The 17,429-nt window shown below is 70.3% G+C and carries 16 protein-coding genes; 5 read left to right on the top strand and 11 right to left on the bottom strand.

What is annotated here, in order from left to right; genetic code table 11:
• The first annotated feature begins 99 nt into the window (after window positions 1-99).
• The gene (locus tag HQ312_RS19855; RefSeq protein WP_027504251.1) at window positions 100-987 is read left to right on the top strand and encodes an oxidoreductase; all 888 of its coding nucleotides are present in this window, start codon (window positions 100-102) and stop codon (window positions 985-987) included.
• Between the two features lie 4 nt (window positions 988-991).
• On the opposite strand, the gene HQ312_RS19850 is transcribed toward HQ312_RS19855, so the two are convergent.
• The 3 genes from HQ312_RS19850 to HQ312_RS19840 form a co-directional block, all read right to left on the bottom strand.
• On the bottom strand, window positions 992-1,414 hold the full coding sequence (locus tag HQ312_RS19850; protein WP_027504250.1) for an organic hydroperoxide resistance protein: 423 nt from the start codon (window positions 1,412-1,414) through the stop codon (window positions 992-994).
• Between the two features lie 31 nt (window positions 1,415-1,445).
• Window positions 1,446-1,916, bottom strand: a complete 471-nt coding sequence (locus HQ312_RS19845; protein ID WP_222640935.1) for a MarR family winged helix-turn-helix transcriptional regulator — start codon at window positions 1,914-1,916, stop codon at window positions 1,446-1,448.
• Window positions 1,917-2,019: 103 nt separating this feature from the next.
• A complete protein-coding gene (locus tag HQ312_RS19840; protein WP_056446809.1) occupies window positions 2,020-2,814 on the bottom strand; it encodes a DUF1206 domain-containing protein in 795 nt (264 codons plus the stop codon).
• A gap of 244 nt (window positions 2,815-3,058) precedes the next feature.
• Here HQ312_RS19840 and HQ312_RS19835 point away from each other — a divergent pair, with 244 nt between their 5' ends.
• A complete protein-coding gene (locus tag HQ312_RS19835; RefSeq protein WP_308123944.1) occupies window positions 3,059-4,135 on the top strand; it encodes a 3-deoxy-7-phosphoheptulonate synthase in 1,077 nt (358 codons plus the stop codon).
• On the opposite strand, the gene HQ312_RS19830 is transcribed toward HQ312_RS19835, so the two are convergent.
• Together HQ312_RS19830 and HQ312_RS19825 are read right to left on the bottom strand one after the other, a co-directional pair.
• The gene (locus HQ312_RS19830) at window positions 4,101-4,730 is read right to left on the bottom strand and encodes an alpha-ketoglutarate-dependent dioxygenase AlkB (RefSeq protein ID WP_222640933.1); all 630 of its coding nucleotides are present in this window, start codon (window positions 4,728-4,730) and stop codon (window positions 4,101-4,103) included. The two genes, HQ312_RS19835 and HQ312_RS19830, sit on opposite strands and share 35 nt — an antisense overlap.
• 50 nt (window positions 4,731-4,780) lie before the next feature.
• On the bottom strand, window positions 4,781-5,998 hold the full coding sequence (locus HQ312_RS19825; protein WP_222640931.1) for a CdaR family transcriptional regulator: 1,218 nt from the start codon (window positions 5,996-5,998) through the stop codon (window positions 4,781-4,783).
• Between the two features lie 126 nt (window positions 5,999-6,124).
• Here HQ312_RS19825 and HQ312_RS19820 point away from each other — a divergent pair, with 126 nt between their 5' ends.
• A complete protein-coding gene (locus HQ312_RS19820; RefSeq protein WP_222640929.1) occupies window positions 6,125-7,861 on the top strand; it encodes an aldehyde dehydrogenase family protein in 1,737 nt (578 codons plus the stop codon).
• 1 nt (window position 7,862) lies between these two features.
• Window positions 7,863-9,452, top strand: coding sequence for a GMC family oxidoreductase (locus tag HQ312_RS19815; RefSeq protein WP_027504243.1), 1,590 nt, complete (start codon window positions 7,863-7,865; stop codon window positions 9,450-9,452).
• Here HQ312_RS19815 and HQ312_RS19810 read toward each other — a convergent pair.
• From HQ312_RS19810 to HQ312_RS19790, 5 genes are all read right to left on the bottom strand, one after another.
• The gene (locus HQ312_RS19810; protein ID WP_056446817.1) at window positions 9,441-10,490 is read right to left on the bottom strand and encodes an AraC family transcriptional regulator; all 1,050 of its coding nucleotides are present in this window, start codon (window positions 10,488-10,490) and stop codon (window positions 9,441-9,443) included. The genes HQ312_RS19815 and HQ312_RS19810 overlap by 12 nt on opposite strands.
• Window positions 10,487-11,770, bottom strand: coding sequence for a pyridoxal phosphate-dependent aminotransferase (locus tag HQ312_RS19805; RefSeq protein WP_222640928.1), 1,284 nt, complete (start codon window positions 11,768-11,770; stop codon window positions 10,487-10,489). The genes HQ312_RS19810 and HQ312_RS19805 overlap by 4 nt, the downstream gene beginning before the upstream one ends.
• A gap of 41 nt (window positions 11,771-11,811) precedes the next feature.
• On the bottom strand, window positions 11,812-12,495 hold the full coding sequence (locus HQ312_RS19800) for a DUF3239 domain-containing protein (RefSeq protein ID WP_222640926.1): 684 nt from the start codon (window positions 12,493-12,495) through the stop codon (window positions 11,812-11,814).
• A 1-nt stretch (window position 12,496) separates the two neighbouring features.
• Entirely contained in the window at window positions 12,497-14,152 is a 1,656-nt protein-coding gene (locus tag HQ312_RS19795; RefSeq protein WP_027504240.1) for a DNA repair helicase XPB, read from the bottom strand.
• 76 nt (window positions 14,153-14,228) lie between these two features.
• Window positions 14,229-16,514 (bottom strand): helicase-associated domain-containing protein, encoded by a 2,286-nt coding sequence (locus tag HQ312_RS19790; protein ID WP_222640924.1) that lies wholly within the window; start codon window positions 16,512-16,514, stop codon window positions 14,229-14,231.
• Between the two features lie 72 nt (window positions 16,515-16,586).
• On the opposite strand from HQ312_RS19790, the gene HQ312_RS19785 reads away from it, so the two are divergent.
• Window positions 16,587-16,778: a hypothetical protein gene (locus HQ312_RS19785; protein ID WP_027504238.1), complete on the top strand. Its 192-nt coding sequence runs from the start codon at window positions 16,587-16,589 to the stop codon at window positions 16,776-16,778.
• A gap of 58 nt (window positions 16,779-16,836) precedes the next feature.
• Here the strand turns inward: HQ312_RS19785 and HQ312_RS19780 are convergent, their stop codons facing one another.
• A complete protein-coding gene (locus HQ312_RS19780; protein WP_027504237.1) occupies window positions 16,837-17,424 on the bottom strand; it encodes a transglycosylase family protein in 588 nt (195 codons plus the stop codon).
• Window positions 17,425-17,429 lie beyond the last annotated feature (5 nt).

Here is a 17,429-nt window from a genome sequence, read left to right as displayed (position 1 = left end):
CGGCAGCGGTGCGGGCACCGGATCGAGCGTAGTGCGCCGGTACCCTCGAACGCGGTCGGCCGCGGCGAGCGGCCGAGAGAAGTCTCAGGGGGGAAGCGCATGGCACAGAAGTCTGCACACAAGTGGGTCGAGACCGACGTACCGGATCAGACCGGCCGGACCTTCGTGGTCACGGGAGCCAACAGCGGGCTCGGCGCCGAGGCCGCGAAGGCACTCGGTCGCGCGGGCGCGACGGTGGTGCTGGCCTGCCGGACCGTGGAGAAGGCGAAGCCGATCGCGGACGAGATCGGTGAGCGCGCCGAGGTGCGTCGACTCGACCTCGCGGATCTGAGCTCGGTGCGGGAGTTCGCCGACGACACGCCCACCGTGGACGTACTGATCAACAACGCCGGCGTCATGGCACTGCCGCTGAAGCGGACCGCCGACGGTTTCGAGATGCAGTTCGGCACGAACCATCTCGGGCATTTCGCGCTGACCGGCCTCCTGCTGGACAGGATCACCGACCGCGTGGTCACCATGTCGAGTTTCATGCACCAGGTACCGGGACTGAAGCTGTCGGACCTCAACTACGAGAAGCGTCGCTACAGCCGGTGGGGTGCCTACGGGCAGTCGAAGCTGTCGAACCTGCTGTTCGCGTACGAGCTGGATCGCCGACTGCGTGCGGCGGGGTCACCCGTGCTCTCGCTGGCGGCGCATCCCGGTTACTCGAGTACCGAGTTGATGGGTCGGACGGAGAGTGTGCAGGACGCGTTCATGTCACTCGGCCGGGTCTTCGCCCAGTCGGCCTACATGGGAAGCCTGCCGGAGCTCTACGCCGCGACGGCACCGGGGCTGCAGTCCGGCGGCTACTTCGGACCGGACGGGTTCCAGGAGCTGAGCGGGCACCCGAAGAAGGTCGGATCGAACAAGGCCTCGCGTGACGAGGCGAAAGCCCGTGAGCTCTGGACCAGGTCGGTCGAGCTCACGGGCGTCACCTACCCGATCTGAACGGTCAGTCGTCGCTGACGGTGATCTGCACGTCGATGTTGCCGCGGGTCGCGTTGCTGTAGGGGCAGACCTCGTGGGCCTTGTCCGCGAGGGCCTGCGCCGTGTCGTGATCGAGGTTGGGGAGGGTCACCTCGAGGACCACGGCGAGCTCGAAGCCGCCGGCGTCGTTCGGGCCGATGCTGACCTTCGCGCCGACGGAGGAGTCGGTGACGTCGGCCTTCTGCTGGCCGGCGACGAGGCGCAGAGCGGAGTGGTAGCACGCGGCGTAGCCGACGGCGAAGAGCTGCTCCGGGTTGGTTCCGTTGCCGCTGCCGCCCATCTCGGTGGGGGCGGCGAGGTCGACGTCGACCTTGCCGTCGGTGGTGCGGCCGTGGCCGTTGCGTCCGTCGCCGGTGGCCAGTGCCTCTGCGGTGTACAGCGTCTTCATGGGTGAACCTCTCGTGGTGGGGATGGACGGGTCAGGCGGAACGAAGCGACGCGGTGGTCTTGCGGACGAGCGCGATCAGCGTGGTCGCCTCGTCTTCGGTGAGGCCGGTCGCGGTGAAGATGCACTCGGGAACGTGCGCGGCCGCGGAACGCAGGGCGCGGCCCGTGTCCGTCAGCCGGATCTCGACGCGTCGTTCGTCCTCCGCTGAGCGTTCGCGGGTGACGAGCGACAGTGTCTCGATGCGCTTGAGCAGGGGGGACAGTGTTCCGGAATCCAGGCCGAGTCGATCGCCCAGTTCCGAGACGCTGAGTCCGTCCCGCTCCCACAGCACGAGCATCACCAGGTACTGCGGGTAGGTGATGCCCAGGTCGTCCAGCAGGGGCCGGTAGACCGCGGTGGTGGCCCGCGACGCCGAGTACAGGGCGAAGCAGAGTTGCTTGTCCAGTGTCGGCGCGTCGTTCACAAGACCGAACGTAGCGCACAATTGAATTGTGCACAACATTTTGCGCAGGACAAAAGTCCGTCGCAGCGATCGAGGCGGCGGGCGCGGGTCGGAGCGGCGTCATGGGCACCGATGGGTTTGTCGGTGTCACGACATCGACGCCTCACATCCGGGCGTGCCGGGCCATCACGACGGCGTAGACGCCGTAGAGGGCGATGCCGACTCCGGCGAGGACGAGCAGGATCTGTCCGAACGGCTGCGCCCCCAGGGTCTTGACGGCTCCGTCGAGACCCGTCGCCTTGCCGGGATCCGCGGTCAGCACGGCGGCGGCCACCAGGACACCGACACCGACGAGGGCGAGGCCCTTGGCGGTGTATCCGACCACGCCGATGACCCGGACCGGACGCCCGACGTGACCCTCGAGGTCCTTCTCGAACTTCGTGGAGATGCCCTTGTACACGTGATAAGCGCCGACGCCGATGATGACGGCCGCGGCCACGACGAGAACGACCTTGCCGATCGTCGACTCCATGAGGCGGGCGGTGAGCCCGGCGTTCTGCTGACCCGTCGACTGCCCGGCACCGCGAGCGAAGTTCAGCGCGGACCAGGCGAATGCGAGGTACACGACGGCGAGTGCACCGGCCTTGAGTCGATCGGTCGCACTGCCGGAATCGGCCTCGGTCTTCTTACCCACCACCGCCTCGAGAATGCGCCACGCGGCGAGGGCCAGGAAGGCGACGACGGCGATCCACAGCATGACGGCACCGCCGGGCTTGGAGGCCAGCTCGCCCAGCGCGCCGGACTGGTCGGCGTTGCCGCCCTGTCCGAAGGCGAGCCGCACCGCGATGTATCCGATCAGGAGGTGCAGCACTCCGCTCACGAGATGCCCTGCGCGGGCGGCTCTCTCGAACGCCGTGCTGTTCTGGATGCGGTCCCCGCGAGAGGTGTCGATCGCCATCGGACCATGGTCCCACGTCAAGGGAGAAGAATGTCCGCTTCCGCCGCCCGGGTGCGTCGGTACGGCCGTGCGCTACAGTGCCTGTGTGCAGCGAGCATATTTTTGGTTCAGCAGGCCGGCCCTCGGTGGTCCGGTCAGCGGAACCATGCGCTGACCCACTCCACCCGACGAGCCGGCAGGACCGGCTCGCGTGGAATGCGTGTCCCGGTCGTGACGTCTCACCCGACCGCCCCGAGGACTCATCGTGACTCTCGCACTCGACACTCTTCCCGACCTGTCGCGGACAGGTCCGCTCGTCTCGCCGCGTGCGCTGCGGGACGCGGAACCCGCATCCGCCGACGCGGCTCTCCGCGTCGCCGACAGCCGTGACGCCCTGCGCGCCATCCTGACCGGAGCCGACGACCGCGTGGCCGTCGTGGTGGGCCCGTGCTCCGTGCACGACCCGATCGCGGCACTGGACTACGCCCGCCGGCTGGCCGTCCTGGCCGACGAGGTGGGGGATCGACTCCAGGTGATCATGCGGGTCTACTTCGAGAAGCCGCGGACATCGGTGGGCTGGAAGGGTCTGCTCAGCGACCCCGGCCTCGACGGCTCGGACGATCTCGACGCCGGGCTCCGGGCGGCGCGGCGCATTCTGGCCGCCATCGTCGACGGCGGCCTGCCCACGGCGACGGAGTTCCTCGATCCTGCTCTGTCCGGCCATCTCTCGGACCTGGTGACGTACGGGGCGATCGGTGCCCGCACCGCGTCGTCGCAGGTTCACCGCCAGATGGTCAGCGGTCTGCCGATGCCGGTGGGCATCAAGAACGGAACGGACGGCGACGTGCAGGTGGCCGTCGACGGGGTGCGCTCGGCGAGGTCGCCGCACGTGTACGCCGGGGTCGACGACGACGGCCGACTGGCCGCCGTGCGCACGGCGGGCAACGAGGACGCCCACGTCATCCTCCGGGGTGGGTCCTCCGGCCCGAACTACGACGCGGCTTCGGTGACCGACGCGGGGGAGCGGCTCCGGCGCTCGGGCGCGGACCCGCGGGTGGTGGTGGACGTCAGCCACGGCAACAGTGCCAAGAACCACCGACGCCAGCTCGACGTGCTGGGCGACCTCGCCGACCGGATCGCCGGCGGCGACCGCGGCGTCGTGGGGGTGATGGTGGAGAGCTTCCTCGTCGAGGGCCGTCAGGACCTCGGCACGCCGGGGGAGCCGCTCACCTACGGCCAGTCGATCACCGATGCCTGCCTCGGGTGGGCGGACACCGAACGCGCCGTGCGGGCGCTGGCCGACGCCGTCAGCGCACGCCGTGCGGTCGGAACTGGACGCTGATCCGGGGCCCCGTGGCGCGCGTGCTCTTGGGCACGCAGTGCTCCCAGGTCCGCTGACAGGACCCGCCCATGACGATCAGATCACCGTGTCCCAGAGTGTGTCTCACCGAGGGACCGCCGCCGCGCGGTCGCAGCAACAGCGGCCGTGCGGCGCCGAGGGACACGATGGCGACCATGGTGTCCTCGCGCGCTCCGCGTCCGAGGTCGTCGCCGTGCCAGGCGACGCTGTCCTTGCCGTCGCGGTAGAAGCAGAGTCCGGCCGTGGCGAAGTCCTCGCCCAGTTCGGCCCGGTAGTGCTCGCTCAGCTGTCGACCGGCATCGACCAGGACGGGGGCGGGCAGCCGCTGGGGGTCGGGGAAGAAGGAGACCAGGCGCGGGACGTCGACGACGCGGTCGTACATCGGTCGGCGTTCCGACCGCCACGGAACCTCCTCCACCAGCCGGTCGAAGACGGAGTCCGAGCCGCTCACCCAGTTCGGCAGCACGTCGATCCACGCGCCGTCGGTCAACACCGTCCGGCGGACGGACGTGAGGGAGCCGAGCGACGGTCCGTCCGCGCCGTCGTCGAACAGGGACGCCTGGAGTGCGTAGGTCACGGGGCCATCGTAGCGCGGTCGTTCGAACGTATGTTCCTACACGGCTGTCGTCACCGAACGCGGGCCAGCTCCGCTGCGCGCAGACCGACGTACAGTTCGGCGGCGTCCACCGGGTTCGTGTGATCACGGCCCGTGAGGTCGTGGATACGGCGGAGCCGGTAGAGCACGGTGTTGCGGTGGTAGTGCAAGCGGTCGGCCGCCGCGGTGGTGGAACCGGCGGCCGCGAACCACGCGTCGAGCGTCTCGAGCAGGCTGTCCCGGTCCGCGAGGCGGTGCGAGCCCTCGGCCACGGCGAGCGGACCCAGGATCTGTCGGGCGGCCCGCGCGGCGGCGTCGGGAGTCGAGACCAGCAGCAGCGGAACCGGACACGCGTCGTAGCGACTGATGCGCGCGCTCCCCGGCGGTGCGCAGCGACGAGCCGTCCGGGCCTGCGCCACCGCCGTCGGGGTGGACAGCGACCGCTCGTAGTACGTGCCGACACCCAGTCGGGTGCCGTAGAGCCGGCCCAGGGTGTCCACCGCGTCGTCGAGCACCGCCGGCGCCGAGGCGACCAGCAGTCCCAGGTGACCGTCCGCATCGGTGTCCCACACCGACTCGACACCGAGCGGCAGGATGCTCTCGCGCGCGCTGCCCGGAGTGGCACCCCGGTCGACGGTGGTCTCGGCGGACACGACGGCGAAGTGGCCCGCGTCCGGGATGCGGAAGGCCCGCAGGGCGTCCTGCACGGCAGCGGGGTCCGAGGCGGTCTCGTCGAACAGAGCGCGGAGCACCATGCGGCGCGCATCGGCGTCGTCGAGGGCGAGCCGGTCCGCGGCGTCGCGATACGCCTCCGCGGCCGCGTCGGAATAGGTGTCCACCAGTGCCCACACCTCGGTGGCCATCGCGAGCAGCACCTCCGGAGCCCGGCCCGCGGCCGCCGCGGTGAGCTCGGCCCAGATCAGACGACCACCGAGGCGGAACGCGTGCAGCAACGCCGCCAGCGGCACCGCGTTCTCGGCCTTGATCCGGCCGGCCGCGCGTGCGGGTTCCAGGTCGCCGCTCGCGCCCGTGGTCAGAGCGTCGAGCATGGACCGAAGATTGCCGGTGCACACCGTGGCGAGCTCGTCCCGCGTGAGCGACGTGGCCTCGAGGTACGACTGTTCGGCGACCAGGATGTCGAGGACGAGTCGCTCGCTGAGCTCGCCGACGTGCTCTCCCAGCAGCGCGGCGAGACCCTGCGAGGTGAGCGGTTCCGGTACGGAGCGGCGGACGGCCACGGGCGTCGACATCACTCCACCGTACGGCTGTCCGGTGACGGACACCACAGGGCGGCTGTGCCTCGGCACAAACCGGGCGCGTGAGCGGCCGACGTCCGCCTATGGCCACCCGATGTAGTACAGGTCACAATCAACGGTATGACCACAGGCGAACTCACCCCGAGTACCACCGGCGCATCCGCCTTTCCCGAGGTCGACGCGGCTCTCCGCGACCTCGCGCAGGGCGAGGCCGCATGGGCACGTGCCTCGCTCGGCGACCGCGCGGACCTTCTCGACCGGGTCGCGGCCCTCACGGCGTCGAAGGCGCAGGAGTGGGTCGACGCGGCCGCTCGATTCAAGAAGCTGCCCGCGGCCTCCGCACTCCTCGGCGAGGAATGGCTCTCCGGGCCGTACTCCGTCGTCACCGCGTGCCACGTGCTCGCGCAGAGTCTGCGGCAGCTCGCCGTGGGGAAGAGCCCGCTCGCGGACGCCCGGATCGGCTCGGGTCCGGGCGGGCGCACCACCGTGCAGGTCCTGCCGTCGAACATCTTCGACACGCTGCTGCTCAACGGGTTCTCCGCCGAGGTGTGGCTCGAACCGGGTGTCGACGCGGACACCGCGCGCCGTGACGCCGGACTCGCGCAACGGAACCCGACCGAGACCGGCGGCATCGGTGCGGTGCTCGGCGCCGGCAACATCACGTCCATCGCCCCGCTCGACACGCTCTACGAACTGGTCGCGCACAACCGCGTCGTCGCGCTGAAGCTCAACCCGGTGACGGATCCGATGGAACCGGTGCTCCGCGCCGTCTTCGCTCCCTTGGTCGAGCTGGGCGCGGTGCGCATCCTCACCGGTGGCCCGGACGTCGGCTCGTACCTCGTGCACCACGACGCCGTGGCGCACGTGCACATGACGGGCAGCTCGATCACGCACGACGCCATCGTCTTCGGCACCGGCGAGGAGGGTGCCGAGCGCAGGAAGGCCAACACCCCGTTGCTCGACGTGCCCATCTCGAGCGAACTCGGCGGCGTCTCGCCGGTCATCGTGATCCCGGGCGAGTGGTCCGACGCGGACATCCGGTTCCAGGCCGAACACGTGGTGACCCAGCGGCTGCACAACGGCGGCTACAACTGCGTCGCGGCGCAGGTCGTGGTGATCTCCTCCGAGTGGCCGCAGCGCGACGCGTTCCTGGCGGCACTGCGCACGGCACTGCACGAGGCACCGGACCGCGAGCCGTACTACCCCGGCAGCGCCACCCGCGTCGCCGGTGCCCGAGCGGACTACCCGGGCGCGGAGTCGCTCGGCCCGTCCGGCGGCCGCACCCTCGTGAGCGACCTCGATCCGGACAGCTATCGCGCTCTGCTCACCACCGAGTACTTCGCACCGGTACTCGGTGTCATCGAGATCCCGTACACCGGGCAACGTTTCGTGGACGAGGCCGTCCGCATGTCGAACGAGGAGTTCGTCGGCACGCTCGGCGTCAACGTGATCGCGCATCCCGACACGCTGTCGTCGCTCGGCACCGCCGTCGACGAGATGCTCGAGGACCTGCGCTACGGCACCATCGCGCTCAACGCGTGGACCGGCGTCGGCTTCCTCACGGCGGCGGCGACCTGGGGTGCGTTCCCGGGCCACACGCTCGACGACGTCCAGAGCGGAATCGGCGTCGTGCACAACGCACTGCTCATCGACCGAACCGAGCGCACCATCGTCCGCGGGCCCTTCCGACCCGCGCCGCGCTCGATCCTGAAGGGCGAGTTCACCCTGTCGCCGAAGCCGCCGTGGTTCGTCACCAACCGCACCGCGGCCACCACCGCGAAGCGGTTCACCGCGTTCGCCGCGGCTCCGTCCTGGAAAGCCCTGCCCGCCATCTTCGCGTCCGCTCTGAGAGGTTGACATGACCGAGACTTCCACCGACTACGTCGTCGTCGGCGCAGGATCCGCAGGATGCGTCGTCGCGAATCGGCTCAGTGCCGCGTCGAACACCGACGTCGTCGTCCTCGAGGCGGGCCCGGAGGACAAGGACAAGTTCGTCCACATTCCCGCCGGGTTCTCGAAGCTCTTCCGTTCGGAACTGGACTGGGACTATGACACCGAGCCGCAGGCCGAACTCGCCGGCCGACGGATCTTCTGGCCCCGTGGGCGCATGCTCGGCGGCTCCTCGTCGATGAACGCCATGATGTGGGTGCGCGGATTCGCAGCCGACTACGACGACTGGGCGGAGGCAGCGGGACCCGGGTGGTCGTTCGACAGCGTGGTGGACACCTTCCGCCGTATCGAGAACATCGAGGGTGCCACCGAGTCCGACGAGGGCAGCGGCGGACCGCTGCACGTGTCGAAGCAGCGCAGTCCCCGGTCGATCACCGGCGCGTACCTCGATTCGGCCGCGGCACTGGGCTTGTCGACGGAGCGCGCCAATCTCCCCACGCCCAAGGGCATGACCGAGACGATGGTCAACCAGAAGCGCGGCGCCCGGTGGAGCTGCGCCGACGCGTACCTGCGGCCGGCCATGTCACGGCCCAACCTCACCGTGGTGACGGAGGCGCAGGCCACGCGCGTGCTCTTCGAGGGAACCCGCGCAGTGGGTGTCGAGTACTCGAAAGACGGTGCGCTGCACACGGTTCGGGCCTCGAAGGAGGTCATCCTGTCCGGCGGTGCCATCAACACCCCGCAGTTGTTGATGCTGTCGGGGATCGGTGCGCCGGAGCATCTCGCCGAGCACGGCATCGACGTGGTGCACGCCGCCCCCGAGGTGGGCGAGAACCTCATGGACCACCTGGTGTCCGCCCTCGGATACGGGGTGCAGTCCGACACGCTGTTCACCGCGGAGAAGATCCCGGAGCTGATCAACTACCTCGCGCGTCGACGCGGCATGCTGACCTCCAATGTTGCGGAGGCGTACGGCTTCGTCCGCAGCCGCGACTCGCTCGACCTCCCGGACATCGAACTGCTCTTCGCGCCGGCGCCCTTCTTCGACGAGGGTCTCATCCCGGCGGACTCGCATGCGGCCATCCTGGCCTCGATCCTGCTCAAGCCGGAGAGCCGCGGACGCATCTCGTTGCGGTCGTCCGCACCGTTGGACAAGGCGATCGTGGATCCGCGCTACCTGTCCGACCCGGGCGGTGTGGACCGCGCGGCGATGCTCAGCGGGCTACGCTACTGCGCCGACATCGCGCAGACGGAGCCGCTGAAATCGCGACTGGGGGAGATGGTGCGCCCGGTACTGCGCAACAGCGAGGCACTCGACGAAGCGCTGAGCGAGTCGCTGGAGACCATGTCTCACACCCTCTACCACCCGGTGGGCACCGCCCGGATGGGCTCGGACGCGGCATCGGTGGTGGATCCGGAGCTGCGGGTGCGCGGGGTGGAGGGGCTGCGCGTGGCCGACGCGTCCGTGATGCCGACGATCATCCGCGGCCACACTCACGCCCCGTCGGTGCTCATCGGGGAGAAGCTGTCGGAGTTCGTGCTCGCCTCACGCGTGTGAGCGGTAGGACCCCGGCGTCATCCCGGTCCACCGTTTGAAGGCGCGGCGGAAGGCGCTGGGTTCGGAGAAGCCGAGACGCGAGGAGATCTCCTCGGCCGTCTCGCCTCGTTCGAGCCCGGCGACCGCCGCGTCGCGCAGCACCTCGTCGCGCAGCTGACCCAGTGACGTGCCCTCCTGGCGCAGCAACCGGCGCAGGTGCGGCACGCTGATGGACAACATCGTCGCGATGTCGGTGGTGGTCGAGGCGCGGCCCATCGCGCCCAGTGCGAGGGCGCGCCGCACCACACTCGCCGCGCTGGAGCCGTAGTCCCGCTCCGAGAACAGGCGATTGGGCGACTCGCGGAGGTACTCCTCGAGGCTCTCCTCCGTCTGCACGAGCGGTGACGCCATGATCGCGTCGTCGAATTCCAGTGCCGCGACGTCGGATCCGAACGTCACGTGCACCCCGAAGATGTCGTCGTACACCCGCGGCGACGGATGCTGCGGTTCGGGGAAGGGCACCTGGACGGACAGCAGTTTCACGCGCCGCCCGATGAGCCACGCCGAGAAGCGGTGCCAGAGGATGAGCAGGAACTCGATGCGGATGCGCTGCGCCGCCTCGGCCGCCTCCGGGGAGAGCTGATCGGCGATCATCGTCGGGGAGTCGACGAGTTCGAGCCGGGCGCGTCCCCCGCCGCGCATCAGCACACCGCGCGGGACGCCGGGAAAGGCGCGACCGACGTCCACCATCCGCTCGAGCGCGCTCCCCAGATCGGGGCGGTGGATCATCGTCAGACTGAGTGCCCGAAAGGTGCCGCGGCGCACCGGAGCCGATCCGAGACCCATCAGCTCGTCGCCCGTCATCTGCCACAGCGCGCGAGTGAGGCGCGTGACCTGGTCGGTGGTGAGGCGGGCGCCGGGACGAGTGAGGACGTGCGGGTCGATGTCGGCCTCGCGCAGGCAGGCGGACAGGTCCACACCCGTCTCCCGCGCGAGGGTCACCGCCGTGCGGACGAACTCCACCGAGATGGTCGGCGGCGCCGCAGTGTCGATCGTCATGGGGTGGCGGACAATCGGGCCAATCGCGACGCCGCGTCGGCGAGCACGTGATCCTGTTTGCAGAAGGCGAAGCGCACCAGGGTGTCCCAGCCCTCGCGGTGATCGACGAACGCGTCCACCGGTACGCCGACGACGCCGATGCGTTCGGGCAACGCACGGCAGAAACTGTCGGCGTCGGACTCGCCCAGTGGAGCGATGTCGGCGCAGACGAAGTACGTGCCCTCACTGCGCTTGACGTCCAGCCCGGCATGCGACAGCGCGGCGGACAGCGTGTCCCGCTTGGCCTGCAGTCCCGTTCGCAGGGCGTCCACCCAGGCGCTCTCGTGGTCGAGGGCGTGGGCCACCGCCGGCTGGAAGGGGGCGCCGCCGACGAAGGTCATGAACTGCTTGGCCGCCTTCACCGCGGCGATGAGGTCGGCGGGTCCGCAGGCCCACCCCGTCTTCCACCCGGTGGCGTTGAACGTCTTCGCCGCGCTCGACACCGTGATGGTGCGCTCGGCCATGCCGGGGAGCGTGGCGATGGGGGTGTGGACGGCGTCGTCGAACACCAGTCGCTCGTAGACCTCGTCGGTGAGGACCAGGAGGTCGTGCTCGCACGCGACCTCGGCGATCGCGGCCAGCTCCGATGCGGTGAACACGGTTCCGGTGGGATTGTGCGGGGAGTTGACCACGATCATGCGGGTGCGCGGGCCGACGGCGGAGCGCAGGGCATCGACGTCGAGGGCGAATCGATCGCCGTCGACGACGAGGGGGACGGTGCGCCGCTGCGCACCCGCGAGCGCGACGGCGGCCGCGTAGGAGTCGTAGTACGGCTCGACGAGCAGCACCTCGTCACCGCTCTCGACGAGGCCGAGCATCGCGGCGCTGATCGCCTCGGTGGCCCCGACGGTGACCAGGATCTCCGAGTCCGGGTCGTACTCGGTGCCGTAGCGGCCGACCCGGTCCCGAGCGACGGCGTCGCGCAACACCGCCATGCCCGGCCCGGGCGGGTACTGGTTGAGGCCGGACGCGATGGCCTCGCGCGCCACCTCCAGCATGCGCGCGGGGCCGTCGGTGTCCGGGAAACCCTGTCCGAGATTGACGGCGTCGTGCGTGGCCGCCAGCGCGGTCATCTCCGCGAAGATGGTGGACGCGAAGGGGCGCAGCCGGGCGACGGTGCGGGAAGGCCGGAGGCCGGCCGGATTCGATTCGCGGGAGGAAGGCCGGAGGCCGGCCGGGTCGGAGTCGGAAGGCCGGAGGCCGGCCGGACTCGATGCGCGGTCGTTCGACGTCACAGCCATGAGGGGGAGCCTAGCGTTCGATGCACGAGTCCCTCGACGCGTCAGTCCGCGCGCTTCTGCAGCAATTCCTCGGGCAGGTCGTGGGGGTCGATGAGGAGCTGATCGTTCTCGGCCTGCCGCACGGTCTCCGACACGGACAGGTTCTTGCGCAGCAGCTTCCACTCGACCGGATCGATGGCCTCGATGGCCGTCCGCAGCACGGTCCTGTCCCGCGTACCCCAAGCGACGGGCATGGGGCTGACCATCTGCCACGTCTCCGAGATGGATTTGGCGCTCCGGTCGGACAGCACGGCCACGGAGGGGACGCGCTCGCCCTCGGTCATCGTGTGTCCCGGCAGCGCCCGCACGTTCCGGACGACGAGTGCGTAGTGCGGGACGGTGGTCTCCGGCTTGGCGATGTCGATCAGCGCGAGGATCGTGGCTCCACGCGGTCGCGTCTCCGACACCATGGCCGGCACCAACGCGCTCGAGGCGTACAGCTCGTCGATGGACCCGACCTTGCGGGGCGCCCACACGGACACCCACAGCGACATCAGGGCGGCCACGGCCAGCACCGCACACAGGATGTAGGACCACGCGTGGTCGAGGACGTACAGCCAGGCCGCGCCGCCCGCGAGGAGCACGGCGAAGACGACGGACGAGATGCGCAACCGCCGTACGTCGCCGAGGGTCTCGTTCACCGACCGGGCGTGCGCGCGGTCCACGGGGAAGTCGAAGGTGCGCACGTCAGATCGCCGGTCCCAGGAGGTCGTCGGCGTCGGTGATGCGATACGCGTAGCCCTGCTCGGCGAGGAAGCGCTGGCGGTGAGCCGCGTACTCCGCGTCGAGGGTGTCGCGCGAGACGACCGAGTAGAAGTGCGCCTGCCCACCGTCGTGCTTGGGGCGCAGCAGTCGGCCCAGTCGCTGGGCCTCCTCCTGCCGGGATCCGAAGGTGCCCGAGACCTGCACGGCCACCGAGGCTTCGGGGAGGTCGATGGAGAAGTTGGCGACCTTGCTCACCACGAGGGTCTTGATCTCGCCGCGGCGGAACGCGTCGAAGAGCAGTTCGCGCTCCTTGTTCTTGGTCGAGCCCTGGATCACGGGAGCGTCCAGGGCCGCACCCAGCTCGTCGAGCTGGTCGAGGTACGCGCCGATGACGAGCGTCGGTGAGTCCTCGTGCCGCGCCAGGATCGACTTCACCACGGCGATCTTCGTGTGCGCCGTCGAGCACAGCTTGTAGCGCTCCTCCGGCTCCGCCACGGCGTACGACATGCGTTCCGCGTCGGTCAGAGTGACGCGCACCTCGATGCACTCGGCCGGCGCGATCCAGCCCTGTGCCTCGATGTCCTTCCACGGTGCGTCGTAACGTTTGGGGCCGATGAGCGAGAACACGTCGCCCTCGCGGCCGTCCTCGCGCACCAGCGTCGCGGTGAGTCCGAGTCGGCGTCGCGACTGCAGGTCGGCTGTCATGCGGAACACGGGAGCGGGGAGCAGATGCACCTCGTCGTAGATCACCAGACCCCAGTCGCGGGAGTCGAAGAGCTCGAGGTGCTTGTACTCGCCCTTGGTGCGGCGCGTGATCACCTGGTAGGTCGCGATGGTGACCGGGCGGATCTCCTTGCGCTCGCCGGAGTACTCGCCGATCTCCTCCTCGGTCAGGGAGGTGCGGGCGATGAGCTCGCGCTTCCACTGCCGACCGGCGACGGTGTTGGTGACGAGGATCAGGGTGGTCGCGCGGGCCTTGGCCATGGCCGCGGCGCCCACCATCGTCTTGCCGGCACCACAGGGGAGGACGACCACACCGGATCCACCGGCCCAGAACGAGTCGGTCGCCATCTGCTGGTAGTCGCGTAGCTCCCAGTGGCCACCGGAGAAGTCCAGATCGATGGGATGCGCCTCGCCGTCGACGTATCCGGCCAGATCCTCGGCCGGCCAGCCGACCTTGAGGAGCATCTGCTTGAGGCGCCCGCGCTCACTGGGGTGGACGAGCACGGTGTCGTCGTCGACCTGTGCGCCGAGCATCGGGGCGATCTTCTTGTGCCGCATGATCTCGGTGAGCACGGCGCGGTCGAGGCTCACCAGGGACAGCCCGTGCACGGGCGATTTGACCAGCTGGAGCCGGCCGTAGCGGGCCATGGTGTCGACGATGTCGACGAGCAGGGGCTGCGGAACCGCGTAGCGGGAGAAGGTCACGAGGGCGTCGACCACCTGCTCGGCATCGTGGCCCGCGGCGCGCGCGTTCCACAGCGCGAGCGGGGTGATGCGGTAGGTGTGGACGTGCTCGGGTGCGCGTTCCAGCTCGGCGAAGGGAGCGATGGCCGCGCGGGCCTGCCCGGCGAGCTCGTGGTCGACCTCGAGCAACAGGGTCTTGTCGGACTGGACGATCAACGGTCCGTCGGTCACGGTCTCTCCTTCACGCGCCCCGCATGGACGAACCGGGGCGCAACCAGTCCATTGTGCCTTGCACCGGCGCGGCGGTTCAGGCGAGCAGGGCCACCGACGTGATGCGGTGCAACGTGAAGTGACGCATGACACCGGCGTCGGGGTCCCACGCGTCGAGTTGGCCGCCGCCGACGGTCACCGGTTCGACGACACGGTTGCTCGAGACACCGGCAGCGTCCACGTAACCGATGCTGATCGGTGAGCGGGACAACGCGGCGCGTTGGAGAAGCGCGATCGTCGCGGCGCCGGACGCACGGGTGCCGTCGGACCGCACCCGTTCACGCTCGGTCCGGCGCACCTCTCCGGCTCGGGTGCCGGCCCGCATCTCCGAGACGAGGCGCCCCAGTTGCTCGTCCGTGGGGACGGCGGGCGTGCGGTAGGGCGAGCGACCGCGACGGGGGACGACGCGCGCACCGCGATCGCGGACGTCGACGATGGTGCCGGAGGAGTCCTCGCCCGCGGGTGCGAACCCGGCGGCGCGCAGCCCGGCCAGCACGTCGGCAAGCGGCGCCTGCGAGATCGCGACGGTCGGGGCCAGTGCCCGCAACGCGAGGGCCTCGGCGGCGGAGGAGGAGAGCACCTCCGCGAGCAGTGCGGGGTCCTCGCAGCGGACGAAGGACGACGCCACCCCGGCACGCAGGCGTCCGTGGCGGCGGGCGACGTCGTCGATGAGGTAGGTCAGCGACTGCGGGACGGGCGTCCGCGAGTGGGTGGCGAAGAGTGCATGGAGCTCCGCGGCGGTGGTGCCGCCGTCCAGAGCACGTCGCAGCGTCCGCTCGTCGATGCGGTACATCGTCGCGGCGCCCGCCGACTCGATGTCCGCGACCGTCGCCATCCGCTGCGCGAGCTCGGGAGTCAACGGCCCGGGGGCGACGACGGTCAGGTCGGCCTGGACCAGAACGTGGTCGATGGGGTCGGGCAGGACGCGGTGCATCGCCGCCGCGGCCGAGGAGGGATCACCGATCAGTGCGCGTCCGGGGGTGGACAGTGCTCCGCGGCCGACGACCCCGAGAGCGCCGGCCTCGGCCAGGTAGCGGGAGACCGGGCCGACGCCCAGGCGAGCGGCGAGGCGAGGCCTGCGCCAGGTGGCGATGCGGACGACGTCCTCGGTGGCGAGGGCCTTTCCCGAGGCGAGATCGGCGATCACGCCCAGCACGATCCGCCGGTCTCGGGGCGCGGCGGCCGAGCGGGCCTCGTCGGACAGTGCGGCGATCGGCTTGTCGTTGGCGTCGCGCATGCCGATCAACCACGGCACCCTGGGCAGATCCAGCCAGGCACCTGCCAGGGTGGCCCAGCGCTGTGCCGGCGATGCGGTGACCCACGCGTCGACCGCGGGGGTGGGCGTCCACATGTCGTCGATGTCGGTGAGCGGTCCCGGATCGGGCAGCCCCACCGTGATGAGTCCGGCGCCCGCCAGGACCTCGACCAGCAGGCCGACCCGCGCCTCGTCGAGATCGGCTGCCTTTGCGATGCGTCGGATCTCCCGGACGCCGAGTCCCCCCGCCTTGAGTGCGGGCGCGGGTGTGCGGGAGAGCGAGTCGACGATGTCCTCGCAGTGCCGCAGCAGCTCGAGGGCCTCCCCGGCGGCGGCCGCGTCGACGTCCGCCACCCCGACAGCGGTGGTCGACGCCGCCGGTGGGGCCAGCGACACCGGATCGGTGACGGGCTCGCCGCGGAGTACCTGCGAGACCTGCGGCGGCAGTTCGACCGTGTTGTCGTCGAGCCAGGTGAGCAGCCCGGCGGCGAGCAGGCGCTGGACGGGCCGATCCGCGGGCGTACCGGGTGCAGCGTCGCGCGTCCGGCCGATCGACGACGAGCGGGTCAGCGTGGTGAGCAGCTCACGGCTGCGGTCGTCGATCTCCGCGAGCTTCGCACCGACCACCTCGGCGGTGAGCGAGGCGTCGACGTCGAAGAACCGTCCGACCCGCCACGGCACGGCGTCGCGTGCGGCCGCGACCAGGGTGAGCGACGTCGTGCCGCGCACCAGCGCACGCGCACGCAACACCGACAGAGCCGCGTCGACCGCCTTCTTCGTCGCCCGGCGGCCGACGATCTCGTCGAGTCGGGCGCGGGCGACCGGGGCGGTGTCGGCGCCCTCGTGCGCGAGCAGCTCCACGACGGTCAGGCACGTGGTGTCCAGGTCCTCGGCCGCGCGCAGTACCGAGGCGCGTTGCTCGGACCGGCCCGCCAGAACCTCGAGTGTGGGCGGCGGCGGGATGGTCAGGTCGGGGCGGAGCCGCAGCAGTTCGGCCAGTTCGTCGTCGCTGCGCGCGGACAACCACTCGGTGAGTGTGTCCGCCGGCGTGCCCTCGTTGTCGGTCATCGAGGTCAAGCGTAGAGACCGGTCCGGGGACCTGGACTGGCAGAGGCGCTACTCCGAATGGTGAAATGAACCATGGCGAACTCAGAGAAGAAGCGATATGTCGACCCGGGCTGGCCGCACAGTGCAGACGACGACGATCATCCCGTCACCGAACTGATGTCGGCGCGCGCCGGAAACCTGTCCCCGTTCGGTGAGGAGACGGAGTTCCCGCTGCCGGTGGACTCGCTGCCCTACGCGCATCCCCACACGGTCATCAACCGCTGACGCGCGAGACACGAGAAAGGCCCCCACCAGTCGGTGGGGGCCTTTCTCGTGGAGTGGGTCAGCGGGGCAGGAGATCCTGGTTCGCTGCGATGAAGCTCGCCACCTGCGGATCCGCGGTGGCGGCCTGGACGAAGCCCAGGATCGCCGGATCGTTGGTGAAGTTCTGGACGACCTGGGTGAGTCCCTGCACGGCCTGCTCGGTCGACGGGATGCTCGTCAGATCGGGGAGTGCCGGTGCGGTGGGCGCCGTGGTCGCCGGTGCGTCGCGCTGCGTCGGGCCGCTGCTCAGTCCGAGCTGCGAGGAGCAGGACGGCCAGGCGCCCCAGCCCTGCGACTCGAGCACGCGCTCGGCGACGACGATCTGCTCTTCACGGCTGGCCTGGTTCGCGGTGGCCGCGAACTCTCCGCCGCCGTGTCCGGTCCAGGTGCTCGGCGAGAACTGCAGGCCGCCCTGGAAACCGTTACCGGTGTTGATGCCCCAGTTGCCGCCGGCCTCGCACTGCGAGAGACGGTCCCAGTCGGAATCGGGGGCTGCGTTGGCCGTGCCGCTGAATGCGAGACCTGCGGTGCCGACCAGTGCGCCGGTGACGGCGACCTTGGCGACGGTCTTGCCCGTGGTGCTCGGCTTGCGATGACGTCCGCTCATAAGGG

It is taken from the genome of Rhodococcus sp. BP-316, assembly GCF_019836105.1.
Classification (GTDB): domain Bacteria; phylum Actinomycetota; class Actinomycetes; order Mycobacteriales; family Mycobacteriaceae; genus Rhodococcoides.
This window is presented reverse-complemented; position numbering and strand designations above follow the sequence as displayed.

Coding starts and splice junctions, on each gene's coding strand:
- HQ312_RS19840 (WP_056446809.1), bottom strand. CDS start 2,814: ATGGCGATCGACACCTCTCGCGGGGACCGCATCCAGAACAGCACGGCG.
- HQ312_RS19810 (WP_056446817.1), bottom strand. CDS start 10,490: ATGACGATCGACACTGCGGCGCCGCCGACCATCTCGGTGGAGTTCGTC.
- HQ312_RS19815 (WP_027504243.1), top strand. CDS start 7,863: ATGACCGAGACTTCCACCGACTACGTCGTCGTCGGCGCAGGATCCGCA.
- HQ312_RS19790 (WP_222640924.1), bottom strand. CDS start 16,514: ATGACCGACAACGAGGGCACGCCGGCGGACACACTCACCGAGTGGTTG.
- HQ312_RS19845 (WP_222640935.1), bottom strand. CDS start 1,916: ATGTTGTGCACAATTCAATTGTGCGCTACGTTCGGTCTTGTGAACGAC.
- HQ312_RS19855 (WP_027504251.1), top strand. CDS start 100: ATGGCACAGAAGTCTGCACACAAGTGGGTCGAGACCGACGTACCGGAT.
- HQ312_RS19850 (WP_027504250.1), bottom strand. CDS start 1,414: ATGAAGACGCTGTACACCGCAGAGGCACTGGCCACCGGCGACGGACGC.
- HQ312_RS19805 (WP_222640928.1), bottom strand. CDS start 11,770: ATGGCTGTGACGTCGAACGACCGCGCATCGAGTCCGGCCGGCCTCCGG.
- HQ312_RS19825 (WP_222640931.1), bottom strand. CDS start 5,998: ATGTCGACGCCCGTGGCCGTCCGCCGCTCCGTACCGGAACCGCTCACC.
- HQ312_RS19780 (WP_027504237.1), bottom strand. CDS start 17,424: ATGAGCGGACGTCATCGCAAGCCGAGCACCACGGGCAAGACCGTCGCC.
- HQ312_RS19820 (WP_222640929.1), top strand. CDS start 6,125: ATGACCACAGGCGAACTCACCCCGAGTACCACCGGCGCATCCGCCTTT.
- HQ312_RS19785 (WP_027504238.1), top strand. CDS start 16,587: ATGGCGAACTCAGAGAAGAAGCGATATGTCGACCCGGGCTGGCCGCAC.